The following is a 25,462-nucleotide window of genomic DNA, read 5'->3' on the forward strand; positions in this document are numbered from 1 at the left end:
CGGGCGCGGCCGTCAGCTCATGGCCGCGCCCAGTGCCACGAAGCCGCAAATGAGGACGGCCAGGATCGCCAGCAGCGGCCAGACGAACCGCAGGTACTTGTCGTAGCCGACCTTGGCCAGGGCCACCCCGCCCATGACGACGGCGGTCGTCGGCACCCACAGGTTCATCCAGCCGCTCGCCGCCTGCCAGGCCGTGACGACCACCGCCCGTGAGACGTCGGCGAAGTCCGCGAGCGGCGCGAGGATGGGCATCGCGAGGGTGGCGTGGCCGGAGGTCGAGGGGATCAGGAAGGCCAGCGGCAGGTTCACGAGGTAGACCATGACCCCGAAGAGCGCCGCCGGGGTGCCGGAGACCACGCCCTCGATGGAGTGCAGCACCGTATCGATGATCTTCGAGTTGTTCATGATCACCGTGATGCCCCGGGCGAGGACGATCACGAGGGCGGGTGCGATGAAGTCCGCCGCGCCCTGTGCGATCGTGGCACTGAGCCGCTGCTCCCCCAGCCGGGCGACGAGCCCGACCAATACCGCGGCCGTGATGAACAGCGCCGCCAACTGCGCGAAGGACCAGCCCAGTTCCCAGGCGTAGGGTGTGGCATCGGCGTCGCCCGTGAGGGCGCTCGCCCAGGGGATCACCGAGAAGATCATGAAGGTGAAGACCAGTGCGACCACGGCGAGCACCGCTTGGTGCAGGCCCGTGAGCCGCGGGGGTTCCACCGCCGCGGCCGCCAGTTCACGGTCGCCCGGGCGGAAGCCGACCAGGGAGCGGGCCGGGTCGGTGCGCACCCGGTGGGCGTACCGCACGACGTAGCCGATGGTCACGCCGGTGAGGACCGCCCACATCGCGAAGCGCAGCGCGATCCCGTCGCCCAGCGAGACGTCGGCGGCCGACGAGGCCACCCCGGTGGCGAACGGGTTGACCGTGGAGGCGAGCACACCGACGCCCGCGCCGAGGATGATCGTGCCGGTGGCGACCATGCGGTCGTAGCCGAGAGCCAGCATGAGCGGCACGATCAGCCCGTAGAAGCCGAGGGTCTCCTCGGCGAAGCCCTCCACCGTGCCGAGCAGGGAGAAGACGGTCATGACGGCCGCGATCAGCAGCGCGCCGCGGGTGCGCAGCCGGTGGGCGAGCCGTTCGATGCCGCGGTCCAGGGCGCCGGTGGCGAAGACGACGGTGATGAACGCGCCGATGGCCAGGACGAAGAGGAAGACGCCGGCGCTGCCGTACAACTGCCCGGCGGCGTCCGGGGCGACCTGGCCGGTGGCGCCGTCGCGCACGCCGTAGAGGCCGTTGACCGGGGACAGGAACAGCTCGCCGAGCCGGTGGGTGAAGTCACCGGGCGCCGGCTCGCGGTGGTAGGTGCCCTGGAGCGGGTTGCCGTCCGCGTCGCGTTTGTACACCCCGGAGGGGATGACGAAGGCGAGGATCCACACGGCGACGGTCACGGCCGCGAGGACGGTCAGGGCACTGGGGAAGACGAAGCCGCGTCTCTCCTCGGGCTCCCCCTCGGCATCGCGGTCCACGCCGGAACCCCTCTCCGCACTGACGGGTGGTTTTCGCCTTGATTGTGGCGTAATGCGGAGGCTCTCCCTAGCCGCCACGCACGGAGGCGCCCGTACCGGCGGTGGATCAGCGCACGACCGGCACCGGCTGCTCCGCCACCACCGCCTCCGGGGCGGGGCGCGTGCGCCGGTGGCCGAGGTGGTTGAAGGCGAGGTTGAGGACGACGGCCGTGAGACACCCGGCGCTGACCCCCGAATCAAGGATGATCTTCAGGGTCTCGGGGATGGCGGTGTTGTCGTAGAAGGTCTTGGAGACCACCGGGATCAGGCCCATGCCCAGCGAGGTGGCGGCGATCAGCAGATTGTCGCCCTGTTCCAGCCCCGCCGTGCGCAGAACGTTGACGCCGCTGGCCGCGACCGTGCCGAAGAGCACGATGCCCGCGCCGCCGAGCACCGGCTGCGGCACGACGGCGATGAGCGAGGCGAAGACGGGGCTCAGCCCCAGCAGGACGAACATCAGACCGCAGACGGCGACGGTGTAGCGGCTGCGCACCCTGGTGAGGGCGACCAGACCGACGTTCTGGGCGAAGGCGCTGTTGGCGAAGCCGTTGAAGAGGGGGCTCAGCGCGGTGCCGAGCGTGTCGGCGCGCAGCCCGCCCGCGATGACCTTCTCGTCCGCCGCACGGCCCACGATCTCGCCGAGCGCGAGCATGTCGGCGGTGCTCTCGGTCATGCAGACCAGCATGAGGATGCACATGGAGACGATGGCGGCGACCTCGAACCGGGGGGCGCCGAAGTGGAACGGCGCCGGGAAGCCGACGACGGCGGCGTGCCGGGTGGCGGTGAAGTCGACGACCCCGGCCGGGATCGCCACGAGGGTGCCGGCGATCAGGCCGAGCAGGATCGCGATCTGCTGGAGGAAGCCGCGTAACAGCCGTCGCAGGACCAGCACGATCAGCAAGGTGGCACCGGCCAGGCCGAGATTGGTCAGGGAGGTGGGCTTCTCCGGGTGGCCGCCCTGTATCCAGCCGAAGGAGACCGGTAACAAGGTGACGCCGATGAGGGTGATGACGGTCCCGCTGACGATGGGCGGGAAGAAGCGGACGAGCCTGCAGAAGTAGGGGGCGAGGAGGAAGCCGAGCGCGCCGGCCACGATGACGGCTCCGAAGATGACCGGGAGGGCGTCCCGCTTGTCGGTCTGGGTGTCGGCGATGGCGATCATCGGGGCGACGCCCGCGAAGGAGACGCCGTTGACGAACGGCATCCTGGCCCCGACCTTCCAGAACCCGATCGTCTGCAGGAGGGTCGCGAGGCCGGCCGTGAAGAGGGAGGCGCCCACCAGGAAGGTGATCTCCAGGGGGGAGAGCCCGAGGTAGGCGCCGAGGACGAGCGGGGGTGCGACGACGCCCGCGTAGCTGGCGGCGACGTGCTGGAAGCCGGTGGCGATCAGCCGGCCCGGGCGGGGCACCCGGTCCACGGGGTGGACGTCACCGTCCTCGGTCGCCGGTAGGGGGCTTGGCTCGGTGGACCTGGGCGCTGCGGCCACGTTGGTTCCTCCTGTCGCGTCTTGTGTCGCCTGTCGCCTGGCCGGCGGATCTTCGGGCTGCGGTTCGTCCTGCCGACGGCGGGGCCGTGCCGCCTGCGGCGGCGAGCGCCTCTCGCCTGGCCGGCGGAACCTTCGGCTGCGGGCCGTCTGTGCCGCCTGCGGCGGCGAGCGCCCTGCGGGCGCGTCCTCAAACGCCGGACGGGCTTGGTTTCAGCTGGGCTCAGCCCAATCCAGCCCGCTGGGGGCACCTCCCGGCGGTAGCTGGGGGAGATTGAGGACACCGCCGCGCAGCGGAGGCGCACACACGGCGGCCCGCAGCGCCCCGCCACACGCTGCCCGTGGGTCCCGGTGGGACCCACGGGCCCCGGCTGAGGGCCGTCCCCCTCGGCCGAGTCTGGGGAGCCTCGCGCGATGGCCGGGTCTCAGTGCGCGGCGGCGATGCGGGCGAGGCGGCGGGCCTCCCGCCGTGCCTCGCGGGCGATGGTGTCCTCGTCGGCGGTGACGAGCCGGCCGTCCTCGACGACGGGCTTGCCGTTGACCAGGGAGAGGGTGACGGGGGCGGCGGCGCCGAGGACGAGCGCGGCGACCGGGTCGGCGATGGTGGAGTGGCCGAGGCCGTCGAGCTTCCACAGCACGAGGTCGGCGAGTTTGCCGGGCTCCAGCGAGCCCGTCTCGTCCTCCCGCCCGAGCACCCGCGCACCGCCGTGGGTGCCCAGCCGCAAGGCCTGCCGGACGCCCAACGCCCCCTCGCCGCCCGCCAGTCGGTGGACGAGGAGGGCGTTGCGCAGTTCGGTGTGCAGTTCGCCGGACTCGTTGGAGGCGGTGCCGTCGACGCCGAGCCCGACGGGGACGCCCGCCTTCAGCATGGCGGGGACCCGGGCGGTACCGGCCCCGAGCCGGGCGTTGGAGGAAGGGCAGTGGGCCACGCCCGTGCCGGTGCGGGCGAAGGCCGCGATGTCGGCGTCGTTCATGTGGACGCAGTGGGCCATCCACACGTCGTCGCCGAGCCAGCCGGTGGAGGCGAAGTAGTCGGTCGGCCCCATGCCGAACAGTTCCTTGCAGAACCGCTCCTCCTCGACCGTCTCGGAGCCGTGCGTGTGCAGCCGGACGCCCTTGCGCCGGGCCAGCGCCGCCGACTCCCGCAGGAGTTCGGTGGAGACGGAGAACGGCGAGCAGGGGGCGACCCCGATCCTCAGCATCGAGCCGAAGCTCGCGTCGTGGTGGGTGTCGATGGCCTCCTCGGTCGCGCGGAGCGCCGCCTCGGTGGTCTCCACCGCGAAGTCCGGCGGCAGCCCCCCGGCCGACTGCCCCCGGTCCATCGAGCCGCGGGTGGGGCAGAACCGTACGCCCAGCTCCCGGGCGGCCCGGATCTCGGCACCGAGCAGGTCGCCGGCCCCGCGCGGGAAGACGTAGTGGTGGTCCATGGCGGTGGTGACACCACCGCGGACCATCATGGCCAGGGAGCCGCGGGCGGCCGCGTAGACCATGTCCTCGTCGATGCGCGACCAGGTGGGGTAGAGGGCGACGAGCCAGTCGAAGAGGCCCGCGTCCTGGGCGAGGCCGCGGGTGAGCCACTGGTAGAAGTGGTGGTGGGTGTTGACGAGGCCGGGGGTGAGCAGATGACCGGTGCCGTCGACGCGCCGGACGACCCCCGCGAGGCCCTGGGGGGCCGCCCCCGGGCCCACCGATTCGATTCTGTTGCCGCCGACGACGACATGACCCGAGGCGTACTCGGTGTCGTGCGCGTCGACGGTGGCTATGGCGCAGTTCTCGATGACGACGCGCGTCGTCGCGCCGTCGGGGTCCGGGGCGGCTGCCATGGTGGTCCTCGTTCCGTCGGGGGTGCGCTCAGAGGTTCGTCGGATCGACGGGGATGCGCTGCTCGGCGCCGTCGCGCAGGACGGTCGCCTCGATGAGGCCGTAGGGCCGGTCGGCCGCGAAGTACACGGCTCCGTCGGCGGTGTCGTTCTTGATGCCGAACGGTGACAGGTCCACGAGGAAGTGGTGTTTGTTGGGGAGCGAGAGCCGGATCTCCTCGATCTCCGGGCCCCGCTCGACGACCCGTGCGCCCATCGCGTAGAGGGTCTGCTGGAGGGAGCGGGAGTAGGTCTCGGCGAAGCCGCTCAGCAGGTCCCCGCGGGTCCGTTCGTAGGAGCGGTCCCAGTCCGGCGCGGGCCGGGAGTCGTCGGTCCAGGCGTGCCGCCAGCGGGCGTGCACCTCGGTGGCGAGGATCCGGTCGTCGGTCTCCTTCAGCGTGGTGTAGCGGTCCTTGACGTATCCGCGGAATTCGGAGTCGGTGGTGTTCATCACCACGAGGTCCTTGAGGCCCGAGACGATCTGCCAGGCCGAGCCGTCGAAGGTGATCTGCGCGGTGCGCGTCTCCTGGTTCTTCCGGACGAAGGAGTGCTCGCCGGGGCCGGCGGTCCCGATCCGCTCCCAGGCGTACTCCTCGATCCGCACGCGCGCGCCGGTGACCGCCTGCTGGCTGGTGACGAAGTGGCGGGCCAGCTGGATGCCGAAGTGCTCGGCGGTCTCGACGCCGTGTTCCTTGGCGAAGGCGAACACCGTGTTCTTGGTGGCGTCGGTCGTCAGGACGTTGGTGTTGGAGCCGGAGAGGTGGACCTCGTCCATGTCGCCGGAGAGCGCCACCGAGACGTTGAGGTCCTTGACGTGGTGGGTGGCCCCGTCGCGGGTGAGCTTGAGGAGGCGGTTCTCGGCTTTGCCGTACTGGTTCTGGCCAAGGATGGGCATGGGCGTGCTAGCTCCCTCGGTATACGGAGTAGCCGAACGGGTTGAGCAGCAGCGGTAGGTGGTAGTGCTCGCCCGGTGTGACGGCGAAGGCGACCGTCACCTCGGGGAAGAAGGCTGCGCCCGCGGCTCGGCTGCGTGCGAGATACGGCTCGACGGCGAACGTGAGCCGCGCGTGGTGCGTGCCTTCCGGCAGTGCCGGAAGGTCCGTGCAGCGCCCGTCCCGGTCCGTGGTGGAACGGCCGAGTGCGCGGTAGGGGTCGCCCTCGCCCCGGGCGGCCAGCTCGACGGTGACTCCCGGGGCCGGGCGCCCGGCGCTGGTGTCCAGGATGTGGGTGGACACCGAGGCGGTCTCCTCGCTGCTCATGGTGGTGCTCCTTCGCCGTCGGGTGCTGCCGCGAGCCGGGCCAGCCGGATGCGGTTGATCTTGCCCAGTTCTCCTCGCACGATCTCGCGTTCGTGTTCCGGCGCGTTGTCGAGACGATGACGAACGGCGTCGAGCATCTGCTCGGCGGTCAGTCCGGTGGCGCAGATCAAAAAGACGTGCCCGAACTTCTCCTGGTAGGCCAGGCCGAGGGCGAGCATCTCGGCCCGCAGGGCGTCGGGCGCGTCCGCCATGCCCCGCTGTTCGCGGGCGGACGCCGGGTCCCCGGGCCGGGGGCGCCCGATCGGCGGGTGCGCGGCCATCGCCTCGGCCAGCTCCGCCGCCGTGAGCCGGGCCGTGGCGGCGTCGCTCGCGGCGAGCAGGGCCGCGGTGTCGGGATACGGGCGCCGGGCGAGGATCTCGTCGCCCCAGGCCGCACCGGCGCAGACTTCGCGCAGTGCGGCCCGGGCGGCGTCATCCTCGGCGGCGTTGAACCGGGTGAGCCCCGGCGTCGGACTCGAAGTCACGGCGGCCTCCGCGGCGCTTGCGTGCGGTGCTCGGACGGGCTGCGCATAGCTAACGCCTTCGACAACACCGCGTCAACACTTTGTTGAAATTCCCTCGGGGGTGGCGGACGGGCCCGGAACACGGCGTCCGGATACCGGATGCGCGGGCGGCGTGATCGTCCGATCGAGGCGTCTTGTCCGATAGATGATTACGCCGGTCACGGCCACGGCACCCATACCGCGAACCACGGAGATACCGGGGACGGACGCCGTCCGCACGGAGGGAACACCATGCCCACTGGCCTGTCGATCCACATCGGCCTGAACAAGGTCGACCCCGCGCAGTACGACGGCTGGGACGGCGAACTCAACGCCTGCGAGAACGACGCCCGGGACATGGCCGAACTCGCCGAGAGCCTGAACTACCGGGACCGGACGATGCTGCTGACGGCGGACGCGACCACCGCGAACGTCACCGCGGCGCTGAAGAAGGCCGCGAAGGAACTGCGGAGCGGCGACATCCTCTTCCTCACCTACTCCGGTCACGGAGGCCAGGTCCCCGACCTCAACGGCGACGAGGAGGACCGGCAGGACGAGACCTGGGTCCTCTTCGACCGGCAGTTCGTCGACGACGAACTGTACGAGCTGTACGGGAGTTTCGAGGACGGCGTGCGCATCGTCGTGCTGTCGGACAGCTGCCACAGCGGAAGCGTCGCCGAGCAGGTGACCGGGATGCTCGCGCCCGAGGCGCTGGAGAGCGCCTTCGGCACCCGGGAGCCGAAGGAGGCGGAGAAGCGGATCAAGGCCCTGCCGCTCTATCTGACCAACAAGCTGTACCAGCGCGACAAGGCGCTCTACGACCGGATCCAGCGGGAGCTGCCCGCCAAGGACGTCCGGGAGATCGGGGCCAGCGTCCTGCTGATCTCCGGCTGCCAGGACGACCAGACCTCCATGGACGGTCCCGTCAACGGCGCGTTCACCGGTGCGCTGCTGAGCGTCTGGAACAGCGGGTCGGGGTTCTCCGGCGACTACCGGGCGCTGCACCGCCGGGTGAAGGAGGAGTTGCGCGGCGAGTACCTCCAGAGCCCCAATCTCTTCCTGGCCGGCCGGCCCGACCCGGAGTTCGTCGAGCAACGGCCGTTCTCGATCTGACCGGCTGCGGTCCGACCGGCTGCGGCGCGCCTCAGGTGCCGGTTCCGGCTCCGCCCCGGGCGGCGTTCTCCCTGTTCAGGTAGTTGTAGACGGTGAAGCGGCTGACGCCGAGCGCGCCGGCCACCGTCTCCACGCCGTGCCGCAGCGTGAAGGCGCCGCGTTGTTCGAGGAGCCGTACGACCGACTGCTTGGTCCTGCGGTCCAGTTCCGCGAGCGGCATGCCGTGGCGGCGTTCGAGCTCGGCGAGGATGTGGTCCAGCGAGTCGGACAGGTGGGGCAGCCGCACGGCCACGACCGGGCGGCCCTGCCAGGACAGCACGACGTCGTCGCCCTCGGCCCGGTCCGGTTCGAGCATCTCCCCGCCCATGGCCTCGACGAGCGGTCTGACCGCGTCACGGAAGGGGCCCGCCGTCGACTCCGTCACGAACCGTCCTCCGGAACCACGTTGATCTGCAAGGACACCCGGGTGGCACCGGCCCGCAGCGACGCGCGCACCAGCTCGTCCACCGCCGTCAACACGGCTTCGGCCCCGCCCTCGGCGGTGTTGCCGAACGGGCCGACGTCGACGGCGTCCAGCGCGGCACCCTGGACCACCTCGCGGGCCACCACCGCGTGCGGCGGGGCCTCGTCGAGATCGAACGGTTCGGTCGTGAACTCCACTCTCAATCGCACGCGGCCCAACCTACTGCGCCCGCCCGCTCCCGGCGCCGCCCCTCTTGACAGGCTTTCCCCTCCGCGAGCACGCTTCCGGTAAGCAGAAGTTGACTTCCGCATTACGGAAGGATTTCCTGGCCGATGAGCCTCCGCGATCAGCGCTTCGATGTGAACCTCTCGATCCTCTTCACCGAACTCCCGCTCCTGGAGCGCCCGGCGGCGGCCGCCGCGGCCGGCTTCACGGCGGTCGAGCTGTGGTGGCCCTGGCCCGCGACACCCACCCCCGACCCGGCGGAACTCGACGCGCTGCGTGCCGCGTTGACCGAGGCGGGCACCCACCTGGTGGGGCTGAACTTCTACGCCGGCGAACTGCCGGGGCCGGACCGGGGCGCCCTGTCCGTACCCGGCACCGCATCCGAGCGCTTCCGCGCCAACATCGACGTCGCGGCCGACTTCGCCCGGTCGGTGGGGTGCACGGCGCTCAACGCCCTGTACGGCAACCGCGTCGACGGCGCGGATCCGTGGGACCAGGACGCCCTCGCGCTGGAGAACCTGACGCTCGCCGCCCGCGCCGCCGACCGGGTGGGGGCGACCTTGCTGATCGAGGCGCTGAACGCCCCCGAGTCCCCCCGCTACCCGCTCGTCACCGCGGCCTCGGCGGTGGAGGTCGTGGAGCGGGTCGACGCGGCCACCGGGCTCGGCAACGCCCGCTTCCTGATGGACCTGTACCACCTGTCGCGAAGCGGCGAGGACCTGCACGAGGTCATCGACCGCTACGCCGGCCGGACCGGCCACGTACAGATCGCCGACGACCCGGGCCGCGGCGCCCCCGGCACCGGCGGCCTCGACGTCCCCGAGCTGCTCGACCGGCTGGAGAAGGCCGGCTACGACGGGTGGATCGGCCTCGAGTACCGGCCGGACGGGCCGAGCGCGGACGCCTTCGGCTGGCTGTCGCGGCAGGACTGACCCCGTCGGACACCCCCGGCCTCCGTCCGGGCTCATCCGGCCCTCACGCACATTTACTGGCCCCATCGCACCGAGAGGACGCCATGAGCACCGCCCCACTCCCCGCCGTCGCCTGGATAGGCCTCGGCATCATGGGCTCCCCCATGTCCGAGAACCTCATCAAGGCCGGTTACCGCGTCACCGGCTTCACCCTCGAGACGGACAAGCTCGACCGGCTCGCCGCGGCGGGCGGCACCCCCGCCGCGTCCGTCGCCGAGGCGGTCCGGGACGCCGACGTCGTGATCACCATGGTCCCCGCCTCACCCCAGGTCGAGGCCGTCGCCTACGGCGAGGACGGCATCCTCGCCCACGCCCGCGAAGGGGCGCTGCTGATCGACATGTCGTCCGTCACCCCGCGGACGTCCGTGGAGCTGGCCGAGGCCGCCGCGGCGGCCGGCCGGGGCCTGCGGGTCCTGGACGCCCCGGTCTCCGGCGGCGAGGCGGGCGCCGTCGAGGGCGTCCTGTCCATCATGGTCGGTGGCGAGCGGGCCGACGTCGACGCCGCCCGGCCCCTCCTCGACGCCCTCGGCACCACCGTCGTGCACTGCGGGCCGCACGGCGCCGGACAGACCGTCAAGGCCGCCAACCAGCTGATCGTCGCGGTCAACATCCAGGCCTGCGCCGAGGCCGTGGTCTTCCTGGAGAAATCCGGGGTCGACCTCGCCGCCGCACTGGAGGTGCTGAACGGCGGCCTCGCCGGTTCGACCGTGCTGACACGGAAGAAACACAACTTCCTCGGCCGCGACTTCGCGCCGGGCTTCCGGATCGATCTGCACCACAAGGACATGGGCATCGTCACCGACGCGGCCCGCGCCGTCGGCGCCGTCCTGCCGGTCGGCTCGGTGGTCGCCCAGCTGGTCGGCGCGGCCCGCGCGCAAGGGGACGGCGGGCTCGACCATTCCGCGCTGCTGCGCGGGGTCGAACGGCTGTCGGGCACCGCGTCGTGAGCGCCGTGCGGATGCCCGCCATGGAGGCGGCGGTGCACATCATGAAGGACGAGGGCGTCGACATCGCCTTCGGCTGCCCCGGTGCCGCGATCCTGCCGCTGTACAAGGCGATGGAGGTGGTCGGCGGCATCGAACACCTCACCGTCCGGCACGAGGAGGGCGCGACCCACATGGCCGACGGCTGGGCCCGCACCAACGGCCGGGTCGGCGTGGCCCTCGCCACCTCGGGCCCCGGCGGCACCAACCTCGTCACCGGCCTGTACACCGCGCTCGCCGATTCCGTCCCGATGCTCTGCGTCACCGGCCAGGCGGTCTCCACCAAGCTGCACCAGGAGGCCTTCCAGGCGGTCGACATCGTGGAGATCGCGCGGCCCGTCACCAAATGGGCCGTGCAGATCAAGGAGGCGGCGCAGATCCCGTGGGCCTTCCGGGAAGCGTTCCGGATCGCCCGCCAGGGCCGCCCGGGGCCGGTCCTGATCGATATCCCCGTGGACCTCGCACGCCAGGAGATCCGCTACGACCCCGCCCTCGACACCCGGCTGCCGGTACCCGCCGTCGTGCCGCACGCGCCCCGGGTCGAGGCCGCCCTCGATCTGCTGCTCGCCGCCGAGCGGCCGCTCGTCCTCGCCGGCGGCGGAGTGATCCTCGCCGAGGCCTCGGCCGAGCTGCGCGCACTGGTGGAACACCTGCGGGTGCCCTTCCAGGTCACCCTCATGGGCAAGGGCGTCATCGAGGACGACCACGAGCTGAACCTCGGCACCACCGGCATCCAGACCTCGCAGCGCTACGCCAACGCCTCCTTCCTCGAAGCGGACTTCGTGCTCGCCGTCGGCGCCCGGTTCGGCGACCGCCACACCGGGGCGAACCTCGCGACGTACAAGGGCGACCGGACGTTCGTGCACGTCGACATCGAACCCACCCAGCTCGGCAAGGTCATCGAGCCGGACCTCGGCATCGTCGCGGACGCGAAGCTCTTCCTCGCGGCGCTGCTGGAGGCCGCCCGGGCCCGTGGGGCCCGGGCCGACGTCGGCGCGTGGGTCGAGCGCTGCCGGGAACTCAAACGGACCCTGGTCCGCCGCGAGGACTTCGACACCGTCCCGGTCAAGGCCCCCCGCGTCTACAAGGAGATCAACGCGGTCTTCGGCGAGGACACGTACTTCGTCACCGCCATCGGCCTCTACCAGATCTGGGGCGGCCAGCACCAAAAGGCCCACCGGCCCCGTCACTACCAGGTGTGCGGCCAGGCCGGCCCGCTCGGCTGGGAGATCCCGGCCGCGATCGGCGTCAGGAAGGCGCTGGAGGGGATGGGCCGGGGCGATGCCGAAGTCGTCGGCATCGTGGGCGACTACGGCTTCCAGTACATGGTCGAGGAACTCGCGGTCGCCGCGCAGTACGACGTGCCGTATGTGCTGATCATGCTGAACAACGAGTACCTGGGCCTCATCCGGCAGGCCTCGATCGGCTACGACATGAACTACCAGGTCGACATCCACTACGACGAGACCGGGACGGACAACGTCAAGCTCATGGAGGCGTACGGCTGTTCCGGCCGCCGGGTGGTGGACCCCGCGGACATCCGTCCGGCCATCGAATGGGCCCGCAAGGAGGCCGTGTCGACCTCGCGGCCGGTCCTGGTCGAGATCCTGATCGAGCGGGAGGCGAACACTCCGCACGGCCCGGACATCGACGCGGTCCAGGAGTTCGAGCCCGCCCCCCGGGGGTGACACCCGGGCCCCGTCCCCCGGGCGGCGGCGGTGCCGACACCTGTCCTGTCGCGCCCAGGCCCGCCGCCGTCCGGGTCCCCTTCCGCTCGCTAGCCGCGCGGCGGGCCGGCGGCCCGCCGCGCGGGTAGCGGACCGCGCGCGCTCCGGCGCACGGCATCGCGTAGGGGGCGCCGGGCGGACATACCCTTCGCGAATCGCTCCCCGGCCGCGCCCTCATCGTGGACGATGGGCCCGTACCCCGCCCCTACGGACCCCGTTGCTGGAGCCGAAGATGGCCAAGAGCGTGCCGGTGCACTGCCCGACGTGCCGCCGGGAGCACTCCTTCACCCCGCCGACCTTCCCCTGCGCGTGCGGAGCACCGCTGACCCTGCCCGTACTGCCCGACGCGACCCCCGAGTTACTGGCGCAGCGCACCTGGCGCGACTCATGGGTCGCGGTGCGCTGCCCGGCCTGTGACCGCCAGGACCAATGGCCCCGGCCCGAGTTCGGCTGCTCCTGCGGCACGGTCGTCCGGCTGCCCGTGCGGCCCGCGCGCGAACCCGTCGCGGCGCTCGACGAGGCCCCCGAGCCGGTGGTGCCGAGGCGGCCCGCCTTCCGTCCGCTGTCGATCCGCACCGAGCGGGACGCGGTCGCGGCGGCCGAGCGGTATCTGCGCTGGCTCGGCTTCACGGACGTGCGCCGCACGGGGAGCGGCACGGCCCCCAGCGCCACCGGCGTCGATCTGCGGGCCACCGGTGCCGTCGCGCGGGTCGACCCCACCACCCTGCCCACGACGCTGCGCGACATCGAGTGCCTGTGGCTGTACGGCCTCCTCGACTCCGCGACCGGCGTCTGCTTCTCCCTCGCGGGATACGCCCACGGCGCCCGCTCCCGCGCCGACGACCTGCGGCTTCCGCTGTTCCTCGTGGACCTCACGGGCGCCCCGCAGGCGCTCAACGACGCGGCGGACGAGCTGGTCCGGCGCGGCGCCGGGCCGGGCCGTTAGGCCACCGGCCACCGGCCGAAGCTCAAGTCTTCCTCTGAACTGGCCCCTGGGCATGGCGACTTGGTCACACCGGGCGGAGACTTCTTCTGGGCCCGCGAGAGCGATACGGGGGATCGCGGGCCCGTCCACGGGGGGTGCGGGGCGGGCCGGAGACGGCCCTCCCCGCTTACTCGTGCGCCCCGGCCGGGCCCGGCCTCACGCCGGCGCCGTGTCCTTCGGCGCCAGGGCCGCGGTGGCCTGTTCGCGCAGTTCCACCTTGCGGACCTTGCCGCTGACGGTCATGGGGAACGCCTCGAGGATCCGCAGATGCCGGGGGATCTTGAAGTGGGCCAGCCGCCCCCGGCAGAACCGGGCCAGCTCGTCGCGGCCGAGGGTCTCGGCGGGGTCGCGCAGGATGACACAGGCCATGATCTCCTCGCCGTACTTCTCGTCCGGCACCCCGATGACCTGGACATCGGCGATCTTCGGGTGGGAGTGGAGGAACTCCTCGATCTCACGCGGGTAGACGTTCTCCCCACCCCTGATGATCATGTCCTTGATGCGGCCGACGATCCGTACGTAGCCGTCCTCGTCCATGACCGCCAGGTCACCGGTGTGCATCCAGCGGTCCGCGTCGACGACCTCGGCGGTGCGCTCCGGATCGTTCCAGTAGCCCAGCATCACCGAGTAGCCGCGGGTGCACAGCTCGCCCGGCTCCCCGCGGGGGACGGTGCGGCCGGTGCCCGGGTCGGTGACCTTCACCTCGATGTGCGGCAGCACCCGGCCGACCGTCCCGGTGCGGCGCCCGAGGTCGTCGTCGCGCCGGGTCTGGGTGGAGACCGGTGAGGTCTCGGTCATGCCGTAGCAGATGGCGACCTCGGCCATGTGCATCTCGGTGACGACCCGCTTCATCACCTCCTCGGGGCACGGCGAGCCGCCCATGATGCCGGTGCGCAGCGAGGAGAGGTCGTAGGTGGCGAAGTCCGGGAGGTTCAGCTCGGCGATGAACATGGTGGGGACGCCGTAGAGCGAGGTACATCGTTCGCGTTCGACGGCGTGCAGGGTGGCGACGGGGTCGAAGGTGGGGGCCGGGATGACGACGCACGCGCCGTGACTGGTGGCGGCGAGATTGCCCATCACCATGCCGAAGCAGTGGTAGAAGGGCACGGGCAGCGCGATCCGGTCGTTCTCGGTGTAACCGAGCGTCTGTCCCACGAAGTAGCCGTTGTTGAGGATGTTGCGGTGGGAGAGGGTGGCGCCCTTCGCGAAGCCCGTGGTGCCGGAGGTGTACTGGATGTTGACCGGGTCGTCGCAGCCGAGCCGTGCCTCGCGTTCGACGAGCCGTTCGCGCGCGACGCCCTGGCCGAGCCGGATCAGCCCGGCCCAGGTGGGGTCGGCGATGTAGACGACGTCGCGCAGGGACGGGCAGGTGGCCCGCACCTGCTCGACCATCCGCCGGTAGTCGCTGGTCTTGTGTTCGACGGAGGAGACGAGCACGCTGACTCCCGCCTGCCGCAGCACGTAGGCCAGTTCGTGCACGCGGTAGGACGGGTTGATGTTGACCATGATCGCGCCGATGCGGGCGGTGGCGTACTGGATCAGTACCCACTCGGGGCAGTTGACCGCCCAGATCCCGACCCGGTCGCCCTTGGCCACGCCCTTGGCGAGCAGCCCGAGTGCCACTTCCTCGACGGCCCGCCCGAACTCCGTGTAGGTCCAGCGGCGTCCGCCGGGGACGTCGACGAGCGCCTCGCGGTCACCGAAGCGCTCGATCGTACGGGCCAGGTCGGCGCCGATGGTGTGGTCGAGCAGCGGGCTCCCGGTCGGGCCCGCGGCGTGGGAGGGTGTGCTCACCGGTGGTCTTCCTCTCGGTACTCGGTGCCGCCGCCCTGCGCGGTGTGCTCGCGCAGCACGATGCGGCGGATCTTGCCGGACACGGTCTTGGGCAGTGCGGCGAACTCCAGCCGACGGACGCGCTTGTAGGGCGCGAGGGTGGCCCGTGAGTGCGCGAAGAGGGCCTTCGCCGTCTCCGGGCCGGGCTCCCAGCCCTCGGCGAGGACGACGTACGCCTTGGGCACGGCCAGCCGCAGCGGGTCGGGGGCGGGGACGACGGCCGCCTCGGCCACGGCCACGTGTTCGAGGAGCGCGCTCTCCAGCTCGAACGGGCTGACCTTGTAGTCGCTGGACTTGAAGACGTCGTCCTGCCGGCCGACGTAGGTCACATAGCCGTCGGCGTCGCGCGTGCCGATGTCACCGGTCCGGTAGTAGCCGCCCGCCATGGCCTCGGCGGTGCGCTCCGGGTCGCCGGCGTAGCCGGTCATCAGGCCGACGGGCAGCCGGTCGGGGTCCGTGAGGTCCAGGGCGATCTCGCCCTCGTCGGCGGGCTCGCCGGTGACGGGGTCGAGGAGGACGACGGTGAAGCCGGGGCTGGGCCGCCCCATGGAACCGGTCTTGAGCGTCTGCCCGGGCGGGTTGGCGATCTGCACGGAGGTCTCGGTCTGGCCGAACCCGTCGCGGATGCCGACACCCCAGGCCCGCCGGACGGTCTCGATCACCTCGGGGTTGAGGGGTTCCCCCGCGGCGACGACCTCGCGCGGGGGGTGGCGCAGCGCGCCCAGGTCGGCCTGGATGAGCATCCGCCACACGGTGGGCGGCGCGCAGAAGCTGGTGATGCCGCAGCGGTCCATCTCGGCCATGAGGCGGGCGGCGTCGAAGCGGGTGTAGTTGAAGACGAAGACGGTGGCTTCGGCGTTCCAGGGGGCGAAGAGATTGGACCAGGCGTGCTTGGCCCAGCCGGGTGAGGAGATGTTGAGGTGGACGTCACCGGGCCGGAGCCCGATCCAGTACATGGTCGTCAAATGGCCGACCGGATACGACACATGGGTGTGTTCGACGAGCTTGGGACGAGCGGTGGTGCCGGAGGTGAAATACAGCAGCAGGGTCTCGTCGGAGCGGGTGGGGCCGTCCGGTGCGCACTCGTCGTCGGCCCGGGTGGAGTCCTCGTAGGCGAGCCAGCCGGTGCCCCCGCCCGGGCGCGGCGTGCGGGCCCCGGCGGTGCCCGGCCGGGTGCCGACCGCGATCCTCGTGTAGTCACCGGGTACGGCGTCGAACTTCCCCGTGTCCTCGGCCCGCACGATCACGTGCCGGGCCCGGCCGCGCTCGATGCGGTCGGCGAGGTCCGCGGGGCCCAGCAGCGGGGTGGCGGGGATGACCACGGCCCGCAGCCGCATCGCGGCGAGCGCGGTCTCCCACAGTTCGGCCTGGTTGCCGAGCATGACGACAATCCGGTCCCCGGCCCGTACGCCCTGGTCACGCAGCCAGTTGGCGACCTGGTGGGAGCGGCGCCGCAGGGCGTCGAACGTCAGCCGTGTCTCGCCGCCGTCCTCCTCGACGATCCACAGGGCGGTCCGGTCGTTGCCCTCGGCAATCCGGTCGAACCAGTCGTAGGCCCAGTTGAACTCCGCCGGCCGGGGCCAGCGGAAACCGTCGTACGCCGCCCGGTAGTCCTCGCGGTGTGCGAGCAGGAAGTCGCGGGCCGCCCGGAACTCCGCGGTCGCGTCGGTGGGTGGTCTGCTTGCCGTCACAAGTCCTCCAAGGTCGCCGGGCGTCGCCCGCCCTTCCTCGGCGGTGCCGGGAAGTGCCCTTGAGAGCATCGTGCGACGGTGTCCTGACTCTCACTACCCTCACACGGGGGCGGACACGTTTCGGGGACGGAGCTTTCGCGCGTGCGGGGAGTCCTGCGCGGTCTCCGCCGAGCGCGCGGCCCGTGGGTGCGGGTGCGGATGACGCGGCAGACGGCGGGGTACGGGCCGGTGTCGGCCACCGGGCGTCAATAACCCGTCAAGGGAGGGCGCCGTGGGGTCAACAGCGTGTCAAGGACACACTCGGCGCGGTGCGGGCCGGGCATAGCGTGGGCGACGCGTTTCCCGACATCTCACGAGGATCGTCATGCACCTGAGCCGAACCCCCGCCGAAGCCGCCGCCGTCGCCGCCGTCACCACCGACAGCCCGCAGGCCGACGACGGAGAACCTTCCGAACCGGCCCACAGTCATCAGGCAGCGCCCCTGTACGTGCCCGTACGGCTCTGCCCCAGCGGGTACACCCTGCGTGTCTTCCGCACCCCCCTGGGCACCCGCACAGCCGTCGCTTTCACCACCGAGCGGCGGCTGTGCGACATTCTGGGCGCGGGTCACCCGTCCGTCCGTCTCGCCCTGCCGGCCGTCCGCGCCCTCGCGGTGCCCCTCGGTGTCCGGCTGGTCTCCGTCGACCCCCTGCTGACGGCCCCCGCCGTACGGCCCCTCCCCCCGGACGCCGGCGCCCTCCTCCCGGCCTCCCCCGGCTGACGGCCGCGCCGGCGACGACGCCGGCCGGCTGCCCCACCGGTTCTCACTTCTCCCCCTCGACGGAGGCCGTCCGTGTCCCTTCCCCTCGCCCCGCCGCCCCTGCCACCGCTGCCCGAGGAGCCGGCGCCCGCGCCCGTGTGGCCCGCGTCGACGCGGAGCCTGCCCACGGGCGACCTCGCCGTCGGCGGCGTCGCCCTCGCCGAACTCGCCGACCGCTTCGGCACCCCCTCCTACATCGTCGACGAGGACGAGGTGCGCGCCCGGGCCCGCGCCTGGCGCACCGCGCTCCCGCACGCCGACGTCGCCTACGCCGGCAAGGCGTTCCTCACCCGCGCCATGATCCGCTGGGTCCGGGAGGAGGGACTGTGCCTGGACGTCTGCTCCGCCGGGGAGCTGGAACTGGCCGCGCACACCGGTTTCCCCGCCGACCGCATCGTGCTGCACGGCAACGCCAAGAGCCCCGACGACCTGCGGACCGCGCTGCGCCTGGGGGTGGGCCGCGTCGTCATCGACCACACCGACGAGATCGCGGGCCTCGCCGCCCTCGTCCCGCCGGGCACCCGGCAGAAGGTGCTGGTGCGTGTCGTGCCGGGGGTCGAGGCCGGGGCACACCCGGCCGTACGGACCGGCATGGAGGGCCAGAAGTTCGGGCTGCCGGTCGCGGGCGGCGAGGCCGAGGACGCGGTGGCACGGATCCTCGGCCGGCCCCGGCTGGAGCTGGTGGGACTGCACTGCCACCTCGGTTCGCAGATCGCCGGACTCGACCCGTACGTCACGGCGGTGCGGCGCCTGGTCCCGTTGCTCGCCCGGATCCGTGACTGGCACGGGGTGACGCTCCCGGAACTCGATCTCGGCGGCGGCTTCGCCATCGCCTACCGCGACGGCGACCCGGCCCTGGACCCCCGCACGTACGCCGAGCGGGTCGGCGGCGAACTCGCGCTGACGTGCGCCCGGTTCGGCCTTCCGGCACCCCGGCTGACCGTGGAGCCGGGCCGCTGGATCGCCGGGCCCGCGGGCGTGGCGCTCTACCGGGTGCTGGCCGTCAAGACCACGGGCGCGTCGACGTTCGTGGCGGTGGACGGCGGCATGAGCGACAACCCGCGCCCCGCGCTCTACGGGGTGCGCTACACCGTCCGGCTCGTGGGCCGCGCCTCACCCGCGCCGCCCCGCGCGACGACCGTGGTGGGACGCCACTGCGAGGCGGGCGACGTCCTCGCCGAGGGAGTGCCCCTGCCCGGCGACATCCGCCCCGGCGACCTCCTGGCCGTCCCGGCGTCGGGCGCGTACCACCTGTCCATGGCGTCCGCGTACAACCTCGTCGGCCGCCCCCCGGTGGCGGCCGTCTCCGGGGGCCGGGCGCGGCTGCTCGTACGCCGCGAGACGCTGGAGGATCTGCGCGGCCGTGACGTGGGGGAATGAGGGCGCTCTTGCGCGGGCTCGTGGGATCTCATGAGTCACACCTGCCCCGGGGGATTATTTTGGGGCCGTATATCCTGTTCGCGGTCCGTGCTGAGCGAGAGGAGGCCAAGCCCCCATGTCCGAGAACCCTCCGCGCCGACAGCCCACCCCGAAGAAGGCGTCCTGGCTGCGGCCGCCGGCCGGTCGTACGGGCGGCACTCCCCCGGTGAGGCGTCCGTCGCCGGCCCCCTCGGCACCGGCGGGCGGCGAAGGCAGCGTCGTCCACGCCGCCGTCTACCGCGACGGCCACCGCGTCAGCACCCCGACCTCTCTGGCCGACACCTACCGCCGGCTGCGCGAACAGCCCGAGGCCATGGCCTGGATCGGGCTGCACCGGCCGACGGAGAACGAGCTGGTCTCGCTGGCCGAGGAATTCGATCTGCACCAGCTCGCGGTGGAGGACGCCCTCGAAGCCCACCAGCGCCCCAAGCTGGAACGTTACGGCGACACCCTCTTCGTCGTCCTGCGCGCCGCCCGCTATCTCGACGCCCCGGAGGAGGTCGACTTCGGGGAGCTGCACATCTTCGTCGGCCCCGACTTCGTGATCACCGTCCGGCACGGCGCGGCCCCCGACCTGTCGGCGGTCCGCCGCCGCATGGAGGCCACCCCCGAACTGCTGGCCCTGGGCCCGGAGGCGGTGCTCTACGCGATCCTCGACGCGGTCGTCGACGGCTACGCCCCGGTCGTGGCCGGCGTGCAGAACGACATCGACGAGATCGAGACCGAGGTCTTCGGCGGCGACCCCGCCGTCTCCCGCCGCATCTACGAACTCGCCCGCGAAATGGTGGAGTTCCAGCGCGCGACCCGCCCCCTGGTCGGCATGCTCCACGGCCTGATGGCCGGCTTCGCCAAGTACGGCACCGACGACGAACTCCAGCGCTACCTGCGCGACGTCGCCGACCACGTGACCCACACCAGCGAACGCGTCGACGGCTTCCGCTCGGCCCTGGCGGACATCCTCGCGGTGAACGCCACCCTCGTCACCCAGCAGCAGAACGCCGAGATGCGGGCGCTGGCGGAGGCGGGCTTCGAGCAGAACGAGGAGATCAAGAAGATCTCGTCGTGGGCGGCGATTCTGTTCGCCCCGACGCTGGTGGGGACGATCTACGGGATGAACTTCGAGCGGATGCCGGAGCTGGCGTGGGCGTTCGGGTACCCCTTCGCGATCCTGCTGATGGCTGTGGTGTGCGTGAGCCTGTACTTCATCTTCAAGCGGCGGGACTGGCTCTGAGGGATCAGCCCCAGGGGTAGGATCCACGCCCTTACGCAGCGGTTGCGGCACGCCCTGGGAGGCGGATCCGGCCGCTGGGGAGAATGCAGGGGCGTGGACGCTGCTCATGCCGTACGGCGACCTGCTGAGCAGCAACCAGCACCTTCACCACGTGGCCGAGCACCGGCTCAGAAGCGGCTGCGGCAAGAGGCGGCGCTGACGCGAGGGCCCGCAGCATGCCGCACCTGGAACGGACCGCCGTGTACTACGTACTGCACCCGCGGCCCATCAAGCGGAAGCGTGACCCGGGGAAATGGTCGCCGATTGCGAAGGCGTACGTAGACGGTCTGGTCGACGCCGGGCTCCTCCTGGACGACAACTCGGGCCATCTGGTCGGCCCGTATCGGAAGATGGGCCAACCGGTGATGACCGGCGGTGCGCGCGTCTCCCTTGTCGTGGTCGAACTCGCTCCGACGAGTGCCTGACCTGGGGTGATTCGAGGAGCGTAACAAATGCACGGCCGGCGCGTACCTAGACGCGGGGGCTCCGCTTGGGATCCCCCGCTACATCTAATACCTATATGAGGAGATGCCTCCGATGCCTGCTGCAACTGCCGCGAAGGCCACTCCCAGCTACCCGGCCTCTAAGACCCTGCGTGACCTGGACGACTTGCTGCTGAACTCGGCGGCCCGAGCGCCCACATCATCGTCCTGCACCCTCAACCGGCCACTCGGCTCCCGCGCCGCAACACCAAGAACCACAATGTGCGGGATTATGTGGCCGGTCTCAGGCGTTCATTGAGCCCGCGGCGAGAACCGTGGCCGCGAAACGGACCTGTACCTTGTCGTCGCGTGTGGGGCCAGTTTCCCAGCGCCTCTTAAGCCGGTTGATTCTGCACTCGACCGCTGACGTTCAGTCCTCCTCGAAAAATTCCAAGGAGGGCTCATTCATTGTCATCACCGATCCAGAAAAAGCGCCCCTGAATCAAACTTCATCGAGAAGTCCGATGGCCTCTGGGAGCCCGAGAACCGCTGCCCTGCGCTCCGGGTTCTCCTCCCGCTCCGCGCACTCAAGAATCAGCGATACAACTTCCCGGCGCCCCTCTCCGGAGAGCTCACGAAAGAGAGCCGCAGCAGGCTCAATGATGTCAGTTCCGATATCCGGATCAATATCTTCGTCGTCTGTCAGGTCGATTGATACAACGACACTTACGAACGCGCAAGCCAAGACTTTTTTAATGTCCATCAGGGAACGACCTTCACTCGGATGTTGGTGATCAAGAGGCCACCTAGGATTTTTCGAGCCCGCACAGCCTCGGCTTCGGTGGGGACCTCCCACCGACCTGTGTAACCGTTCTGTTCAAGTGCCAGAGACTGATTCATGGCTTGCCTGTACGCCTTATTGAAGGTTGTAACGCTCACCTTTCTATCGATCATCACTTTGTTTGCCGCGTCAAAACCGTCAAATTTGACCTGGGACAGACTATTCCCGCTAGCCTTGTAGTACTGAAGCGCTGGAGCCACTCCAGCCCTTGAGCCCGTAGCTCCAGCATCGTAAGCACGCGCTCTCGAACTCATGTTGGCGTTCTCATTCACCCAATGAACGTCGCCGTCGCAGTTGTGGACCAAGACCGGAGTAGCCCCAGCCAACACATAGTACGTGTGGAGGTCGTTGACAGTAAGGTTGTAGGCGGGGGCGAGTCCGGTCCAGTGGCGAGTGCTGCCGATCTGTGCTCTTCCACCGCCAGGGGTGCGGAGGACGTCCTGCGGGGTGAGGTCAGCCGCATCCTTCCACTGTTTTCCATTTTCGGCCCAGAAGGGGTGACGGTCCGTGGTAGTGAGAGATCCGCCGCCAATTTTCCGGTCGAGGGTAATTTCAGTGAAATAACGATCGTCCGGTGTGTAAATCGTCGCATCGACACGGCGTGGGCCGGTAAGCCCGCTTTCCGGATCGGTGGACATAACCTGGTCACCGCGCTCGATATTTTCAATCGATCGAGTGGTCCCGTTGCCCATCAGTACCGGAGTACCAGCCGCGAAGCTATGCGTGGGGCACGCACCTAGCTTCTTTCCCCACCGGGTGCCCTTGGCTATGCTCTCTACACCCTCGGCCAGCTTCTCAAGCAACTTCACCTTGCCAGTCGGGAGCACACCGGCGGCGGCCATGGTACACCCAATAAAGGTGGGATCTTTGATGCATTTTTCAATATCGGCGCCACCGGAAAGTTCCCAGGCAAACTTAGCCATAAGTTTGGCGAGCCCAGGGTCAGCCTCGGGGACGACGACCTGGTACCGATCCGGCACAAAAGCACACGGCGGCAAAGTGTCTCGATTATACGCAACGATGCAGCGTGGCTTCTTTTTCTTTTCCGCCTCGACTTGCTCCTTCCGCAGCTTATCGGCTAGACGCTTAGCTTCGGCGATCTCCGCTTCACGCTGACGCTTGACCTCGGCCCAGGTCTGAGTCGCCGCTGCGTCTGCCTCGGCCTTGCTCCTACCTGCCGCGATTTCGGATGCGCGTGCCTCTTCTGCCGCGTAATCTGCGTTCTCCGCAGATTCAAGGGCGTACTGTGCGGAGAACTCGGCTTGGGCAGCCGATGCCTCGGCGTCGTCGGCATCGCGGTCGGCAGCAGTCGCGGCTTTCCGAGCGGTGGCCGCGGACTGGCTTGCCCGGGCCGAGCTTGCGGCGGCGGCGTCGGCTGACTTCCGCGCGTCGGCGGCGTATCCCTTGGCCGACTCGGCGGACTTCTTGGCCTGGCCGGCGGCGGCGGCCGCTTCGGTGGCGGCGTCGTTGGCATGTGCCGCTGCCTCAGCGGCACGCCAGCGGCTGGCCTGTGCCTTGGCAGCGACGATCTGGCCCTCGGCCAGGAGCCGCTCGATCTCGGCGCGGTGGTGAGCGGTGAGGCCGTCCTTGCGGGCGGCCGTGTGCTGGCCGACGGTGATGAATTCGTGCAGTTTCGCGGGAGGGCCTGCCAGTGCTGCCTTGGCCGCGGCCTTGACTTCGTCCCCACTGCTGGCATCGCTAAGGAGCTTGGAGGCTGTGACCTCTTCGTCCGTCACGCGTGCCGCGTACTGGCCGATCTCGAGGAAGGTGGCCAGGGTCTTGCCGCGGCCATCGGCCAGGGCGGCCTTGGAGGCGTCCTTGACGCTGACCCCACCGGAGTTATTGATTTTCGAGACAGCGACTGCGAGGTCGTCCTTGCCGACGGCGTACTGGCCGGTGGTGTAGAACGCCGCTACCTGCTCTGTGGTGCCCTTGAGCGCCTCGGCGGCACCTTGCCGGATCGAGGAATAGGGGCTGTTGACACTGAGCTGGAGAACTTCGTCGCGTACCTCCTCCAGACCGGCTCTCCTCCAGCCGTTGCGGAGGTACTCCAACACGTCGTTGTCCGAGCCGCCGAGCGCTGTGGCGGCGGCCTCCTGGTGCCAGGGGCCGCGGAGCTTGAGGGCGTCAAGGGCAAGCTTGCGGCCCTTGGCCGCGAGCGCGGTGACGTCGGCGTCGGCCTTGACTGCCTCGGCGGCCAAGGCCTCGGCTGTGGCATCGAGGGCATGTGCGTCGCGGGCGACGGCCGCAGAGGCCGAGATCAGCTTGTCGTTGCGCGCCTTTTCCGAGCGGGCCCGTTCCAGGGCTGCTTGGGCGTGGGAGGCAAGCTCCTGGGCTTCGACGTCGAGAGCGACTTGATGAACACTCGTGGCAGTCTTGACGGCGGTCGCCGCCGTCTCGGCTGCGATCTTCGCCGCATCGGCCCACTTGCGGGCGTTTGCAGCAGCCTCCGCGCTCTTGCCGGCATACTTCGCAGCCAGATCGGCGGCATCAGCTGCCTTGTCCGCGTGATCGGCAGCGGAGTTGGCCGCGTCACGAGCCGCATAGGCCTGCTGCGCCGCTCGTCGCGCCAGGGCAGTGGCATTGTCAGCGGCCTGATTGGCAGCGTTGGCATAGCGCCGGGCCTCGGCTGCGGCTTCGCGTGCCTCTGCGGAGTGGATACCCGCAGCCTCGGCATACTCGTTGGCCTGCTCAGCGGAGGCCGCGGCGGCGTTCGCGTTGGCGCCGGCGCTGCGTGAGGCCTCCGCGGCGATACCGGCGGCTTCCGATGCCTTGCCCGCCTGCTGTGCGGCGGCGGCCGAGGTGCGGGTGAGGGACGCTGCATGGCGAGCTGCGATCGCCGCGTGCTTGGCGGTCTCCGCCTTGCTCGCGTTCCCAGCCGCGGCGATCGCCGCGTTGTAGGCGTCGTTAGCCGCATTCGCTGCCGCTGCGGCGGCGTTTGCTGTCTGCGCTGCGGCCAGTGCGGCAGTGCGGGCGGCCCGATGGGCTGCGTTGGCCGCTCCGATGGCCTCCTGGGCGGCGGCCGCTGCTGCTCGCGCGGACGCGGCGGCCTGCTGGGCCTTGTAGGCGGCGCGGTTCGCGTCCTTGCGGGCGGCCTCGGTCTCCCGGGCGGCCTTCGCGGCGGTTTCCTTGGCCAGGTTCGAGGCAGCGACCGCACGGGCGGAAGCCTCCTCGGATTTTTTGGTGGCTGCCTCGGCCTGGTTGCCGGCCTGCTTGGCCTGCTCGGTCAGTTGGGCGACAGTGGCGTGTTCCTGGTCACGGTTGCGGGCCACATACTGCCCGATCTCCAGGAATTCGGCTATGTCGTCTGCGGAGCCCTGCAGCGCGGCCTTGCCAGCGGCCTTGAGGTTCGAGCCGCCGGAGTTGATCAGCTTGGAGACTTCGGCCTCGTTGTCGGTCTCCCGCGCCTGGTACTGGCCGGTCTCCAGGAACTTCGCGACGGCCTCGGGGCCAGACTGGATGGCGGCCTTGCCGGCCTCCTTGACAGACGGTCCGCCGAAGTTGATGGCGCGTGCCGCCTCGACCTCACGGTCTTCCTGCAGCGGCTTCTGCCAGCCACTGCTCAGATACGCACGCAACTCGTCCGGGGTGCCCTGTAGTGCCTTCTTCGTCGCCTCGCGCACCGCAGAGCCACCGGAGTTGAAGATCCGGCTGGCGTCAACTTGGTCGTCGTCGTATTGGATCGTGTCGGCTTCGCCGAGGAACTTGCGGATGTCCTCGTCGGAGCCCAGAAGCGCCTGTTCGGCGGCCTCTCGGATGCCCGCGCCACCGGCCTCCCAATAAGACACGGTCAGGCCTCGGTCAGTGAAGCCGTCAGGGGCCTCCTGGGCGGACGCAGGCGCGGCCCCGAGCAGACCTGCCGCCAAGGCCAAGGGCAGAATGACAGTGTTAAGCCCTCTGCCTGCAATTCCCCGCCCACGGGATAGCTTTCCGGGCTTCGGTCTTCCGGAATTGATTGTGCGCCGTTTCATACGGCGGTTCCCCCCTCACTCAATGTTTTCGAGCACGTTTGTG

21 protein-coding genes are annotated in these 25,462 nt (G+C 70.5%); 9 read left to right on the plus strand and 12 right to left on the minus strand.

Features of this window, described 5'->3' with window-relative positions; all coding sequences use genetic code 11:
- Positions 1-12: 12 nt before the first annotated feature.
- The 6 genes from ACZ6MA_RS10400 to uraD form a co-directional block, all read right to left on the minus strand.
- Positions 13-1,524, minus strand: a complete 1,512-nt coding sequence (locus ACZ6MA_RS10400) for a YfcC family protein (RefSeq protein ID WP_469432660.1) — start codon at positions 1,522-1,524, stop codon at positions 13-15.
- A gap of 106 nt (positions 1,525-1,630) precedes the next feature.
- Positions 1,631-3,049 (minus strand): nucleobase:cation symporter-2 family protein, encoded by a 1,419-nt coding sequence (locus tag ACZ6MA_RS10405; protein ID WP_469432662.1) that lies wholly within the window; start codon positions 3,047-3,049, stop codon positions 1,631-1,633.
- A gap of 422 nt (positions 3,050-3,471) precedes the next feature.
- A complete protein-coding gene (locus tag ACZ6MA_RS10410) occupies positions 3,472-4,869 on the minus strand; it encodes an 8-oxoguanine deaminase (protein ID WP_469432663.1) in 1,398 nt (465 codons plus the stop codon).
- 28 nt (positions 4,870-4,897) lie between these two features.
- Complete coding sequence (gene pucL, locus ACZ6MA_RS10415; RefSeq protein WP_469432665.1) at positions 4,898-5,800, minus strand: factor-independent urate hydroxylase; 903 nt, start codon at positions 5,798-5,800, stop codon at positions 4,898-4,900.
- 7 nt (positions 5,801-5,807) lie between these two features.
- Positions 5,808-6,164 carry a hydroxyisourate hydrolase gene (uraH, locus tag ACZ6MA_RS10420; RefSeq protein WP_469432666.1) on the minus strand — a complete coding sequence of 119 codons (357 nt, stop codon included), beginning with the start codon at positions 6,162-6,164 and terminating at the stop codon, positions 5,808-5,810.
- A complete protein-coding gene (gene uraD, locus ACZ6MA_RS10425; RefSeq protein WP_469432668.1) occupies positions 6,161-6,688 on the minus strand; it encodes a 2-oxo-4-hydroxy-4-carboxy-5-ureidoimidazoline decarboxylase in 528 nt (175 codons plus the stop codon). Before uraD ends, uraH begins: the two co-directional genes overlap by 4 nt.
- A 270-nt stretch (positions 6,689-6,958) precedes the next feature.
- Between uraD and ACZ6MA_RS10430 the strand changes: the two genes are divergently transcribed.
- Entirely contained in the window at positions 6,959-7,819 is an 861-nt protein-coding gene (locus ACZ6MA_RS10430; RefSeq protein WP_469432670.1) for a caspase family protein, read from the plus strand.
- A gap of 31 nt (positions 7,820-7,850) precedes the next feature.
- On the opposite strand, the gene ACZ6MA_RS10435 is transcribed toward ACZ6MA_RS10430, so the two are convergent.
- Together ACZ6MA_RS10435 and ACZ6MA_RS10440 are read right to left on the minus strand one after the other, a co-directional pair.
- Entirely contained in the window at positions 7,851-8,186 is a 336-nt protein-coding gene (locus ACZ6MA_RS10435; RefSeq protein WP_469433136.1) for a helix-turn-helix domain-containing protein, read from the minus strand.
- Between the two features lie 53 nt (positions 8,187-8,239).
- Positions 8,240-8,491 (minus strand): YkoF family thiamine-binding protein, encoded by a 252-nt coding sequence (locus ACZ6MA_RS10440; RefSeq protein ID WP_365207936.1) that lies wholly within the window; start codon positions 8,489-8,491, stop codon positions 8,240-8,242.
- A 123-nt stretch (positions 8,492-8,614) separates the two neighbouring features.
- On the opposite strand from ACZ6MA_RS10440, the gene ACZ6MA_RS10445 reads away from it, so the two are divergent.
- The 4 genes from ACZ6MA_RS10445 to ACZ6MA_RS10460 all read left to right on the plus strand — a co-directional run bounded on the left by ACZ6MA_RS10445 (position 8,615) and on the right by ACZ6MA_RS10460 (position 13,134).
- Complete coding sequence (locus ACZ6MA_RS10445; protein ID WP_469432672.1) at positions 8,615-9,439, plus strand: TIM barrel protein; 825 nt, start codon at positions 8,615-8,617, stop codon at positions 9,437-9,439.
- Positions 9,440-9,522: 83 nt separating this feature from the next.
- Positions 9,523-10,425, plus strand: a complete 903-nt coding sequence (locus ACZ6MA_RS10450; protein ID WP_469432673.1) for a 2-hydroxy-3-oxopropionate reductase — start codon at positions 9,523-9,525, stop codon at positions 10,423-10,425.
- A gap of 11 nt (positions 10,426-10,436) precedes the next feature.
- Complete coding sequence (gene gcl, locus ACZ6MA_RS10455; RefSeq protein WP_469433137.1) at positions 10,437-12,149, plus strand: glyoxylate carboligase; 1,713 nt, start codon at positions 10,437-10,439, stop codon at positions 12,147-12,149.
- Between the two features lie 271 nt (positions 12,150-12,420).
- Entirely contained in the window at positions 12,421-13,134 is a 714-nt protein-coding gene (locus ACZ6MA_RS10460; protein WP_469432674.1) for a hypothetical protein, read from the plus strand.
- 195 nt (positions 13,135-13,329) lie between these two features.
- Here ACZ6MA_RS10460 and ACZ6MA_RS10465 read toward each other — a convergent pair whose 3' ends face one another.
- Both ACZ6MA_RS10465 and ACZ6MA_RS10470 read right to left on the minus strand, forming a co-directional pair.
- On the minus strand, positions 13,330-14,967 hold the full coding sequence (locus ACZ6MA_RS10465) for an AMP-binding protein (protein WP_469432675.1): 1,638 nt from the start codon (positions 14,965-14,967) through the stop codon (positions 13,330-13,332).
- Positions 14,964-16,766, minus strand: a complete 1,803-nt coding sequence (locus ACZ6MA_RS10470) for an AMP-binding protein (protein WP_469432676.1) — start codon at positions 16,764-16,766, stop codon at positions 14,964-14,966. Before ACZ6MA_RS10470 ends, ACZ6MA_RS10465 begins: the two co-directional genes overlap by 4 nt.
- A gap of 295 nt (positions 16,767-17,061) precedes the next feature.
- On the opposite strand from ACZ6MA_RS10470, the gene ACZ6MA_RS10475 reads away from it, so the two are divergent.
- The 4 genes from ACZ6MA_RS10475 to ACZ6MA_RS10490 all read left to right on the plus strand — a co-directional run bounded on the left by ACZ6MA_RS10475 (position 17,062) and on the right by ACZ6MA_RS10490 (position 20,610).
- Entirely contained in the window at positions 17,062-17,457 is a 396-nt protein-coding gene (locus ACZ6MA_RS10475; RefSeq protein WP_469432677.1) for an SAV_915 family protein, read from the plus strand.
- Positions 17,458-17,529: 72 nt separating this feature from the next.
- A complete protein-coding gene (gene lysA, locus ACZ6MA_RS10480; RefSeq protein ID WP_469432678.1) occupies positions 17,530-18,876 on the plus strand; it encodes a diaminopimelate decarboxylase in 1,347 nt (448 codons plus the stop codon).
- Positions 18,877-18,991: 115 nt separating this feature from the next.
- The gene (locus ACZ6MA_RS10485) at positions 18,992-20,146 is read left to right on the plus strand and encodes a magnesium and cobalt transport protein CorA (protein ID WP_469432680.1); all 1,155 of its coding nucleotides are present in this window, start codon (positions 18,992-18,994) and stop codon (positions 20,144-20,146) included.
- Positions 20,147-20,361: 215 nt separating this feature from the next.
- Positions 20,362-20,610, plus strand: a complete 249-nt coding sequence (locus tag ACZ6MA_RS10490; RefSeq protein ID WP_469432682.1) for a hypothetical protein — start codon at positions 20,362-20,364, stop codon at positions 20,608-20,610.
- Between the two features lie 499 nt (positions 20,611-21,109).
- On the opposite strand, the gene ACZ6MA_RS10495 is transcribed toward ACZ6MA_RS10490, so the two are convergent.
- Positions 21,110-21,370: a hypothetical protein gene (locus tag ACZ6MA_RS10495; RefSeq protein WP_469432683.1), complete on the minus strand. Its 261-nt coding sequence runs from the start codon at positions 21,368-21,370 to the stop codon at positions 21,110-21,112.
- Complete coding sequence (locus ACZ6MA_RS10500; RefSeq protein WP_469432685.1) at positions 21,370-25,236, minus strand: polymorphic toxin-type HINT domain-containing protein; 3,867 nt, start codon at positions 25,234-25,236, stop codon at positions 21,370-21,372. The genes ACZ6MA_RS10495 and ACZ6MA_RS10500 overlap by 1 nt, the downstream gene beginning before the upstream one ends.
- Positions 25,237-25,462: the final 226 nt, after the last annotated feature.

The sequence above is a fragment of the Streptomyces sp. NPDC042259 genome (assembly GCF_055582085.1).

Bases quoted from the DNA above. Each gene is read 5' to 3' on its own strand.
- ACZ6MA_RS10460 (WP_469432674.1), top strand. From the start codon at position 12,421: ATGGCCAAGAGCGTGCCGGTGCACTGCCCGACGTGCCGCCGGGAGCAC.
- ACZ6MA_RS10490 (WP_469432682.1), top strand. From the start codon at position 20,362: ATGCCGCACCTGGAACGGACCGCCGTGTACTACGTACTGCACCCGCGG.
- ACZ6MA_RS10495 (WP_469432683.1), bottom strand. From the start codon at position 21,370: ATGGACATTAAAAAAGTCTTGGCTTGCGCGTTCGTAAGTGTCGTTGTA.
- ACZ6MA_RS10470 (WP_469432676.1), bottom strand. From the start codon at position 16,766: ATGCTCTCAAGGGCACTTCCCGGCACCGCCGAGGAAGGGCGGGCGACG.
- ACZ6MA_RS10485 (WP_469432680.1), top strand. From the start codon at position 18,992: ATGTCCGAGAACCCTCCGCGCCGACAGCCCACCCCGAAGAAGGCGTCC.
- ACZ6MA_RS10410 (WP_469432663.1), bottom strand. From the start codon at position 4,869: ATGGCAGCCGCCCCGGACCCCGACGGCGCGACGACGCGCGTCGTCATC.
- pucL (WP_469432665.1), bottom strand. From the start codon at position 5,800: ATGCCCATCCTTGGCCAGAACCAGTACGGCAAAGCCGAGAACCGCCTC.
- ACZ6MA_RS10475 (WP_469432677.1), top strand. From the start codon at position 17,062: ATGCACCTGAGCCGAACCCCCGCCGAAGCCGCCGCCGTCGCCGCCGTC.
- ACZ6MA_RS10450 (WP_469432673.1), top strand. From the start codon at position 9,523: ATGAGCACCGCCCCACTCCCCGCCGTCGCCTGGATAGGCCTCGGCATC.
- ACZ6MA_RS10435 (WP_469433136.1), bottom strand. From the start codon at position 8,186: ATGGGCGGGGAGATGCTCGAACCGGACCGGGCCGAGGGCGACGACGTC.
- uraH (WP_469432666.1), bottom strand. From the start codon at position 6,164: ATGAGCAGCGAGGAGACCGCCTCGGTGTCCACCCACATCCTGGACACC.
- ACZ6MA_RS10445 (WP_469432672.1), top strand. From the start codon at position 8,615: ATGAGCCTCCGCGATCAGCGCTTCGATGTGAACCTCTCGATCCTCTTC.
- gcl (WP_469433137.1), top strand. From the start codon at position 10,437: ATGCCCGCCATGGAGGCGGCGGTGCACATCATGAAGGACGAGGGCGTC.
- ACZ6MA_RS10430 (WP_469432670.1), top strand. From the start codon at position 6,959: ATGCCCACTGGCCTGTCGATCCACATCGGCCTGAACAAGGTCGACCCC.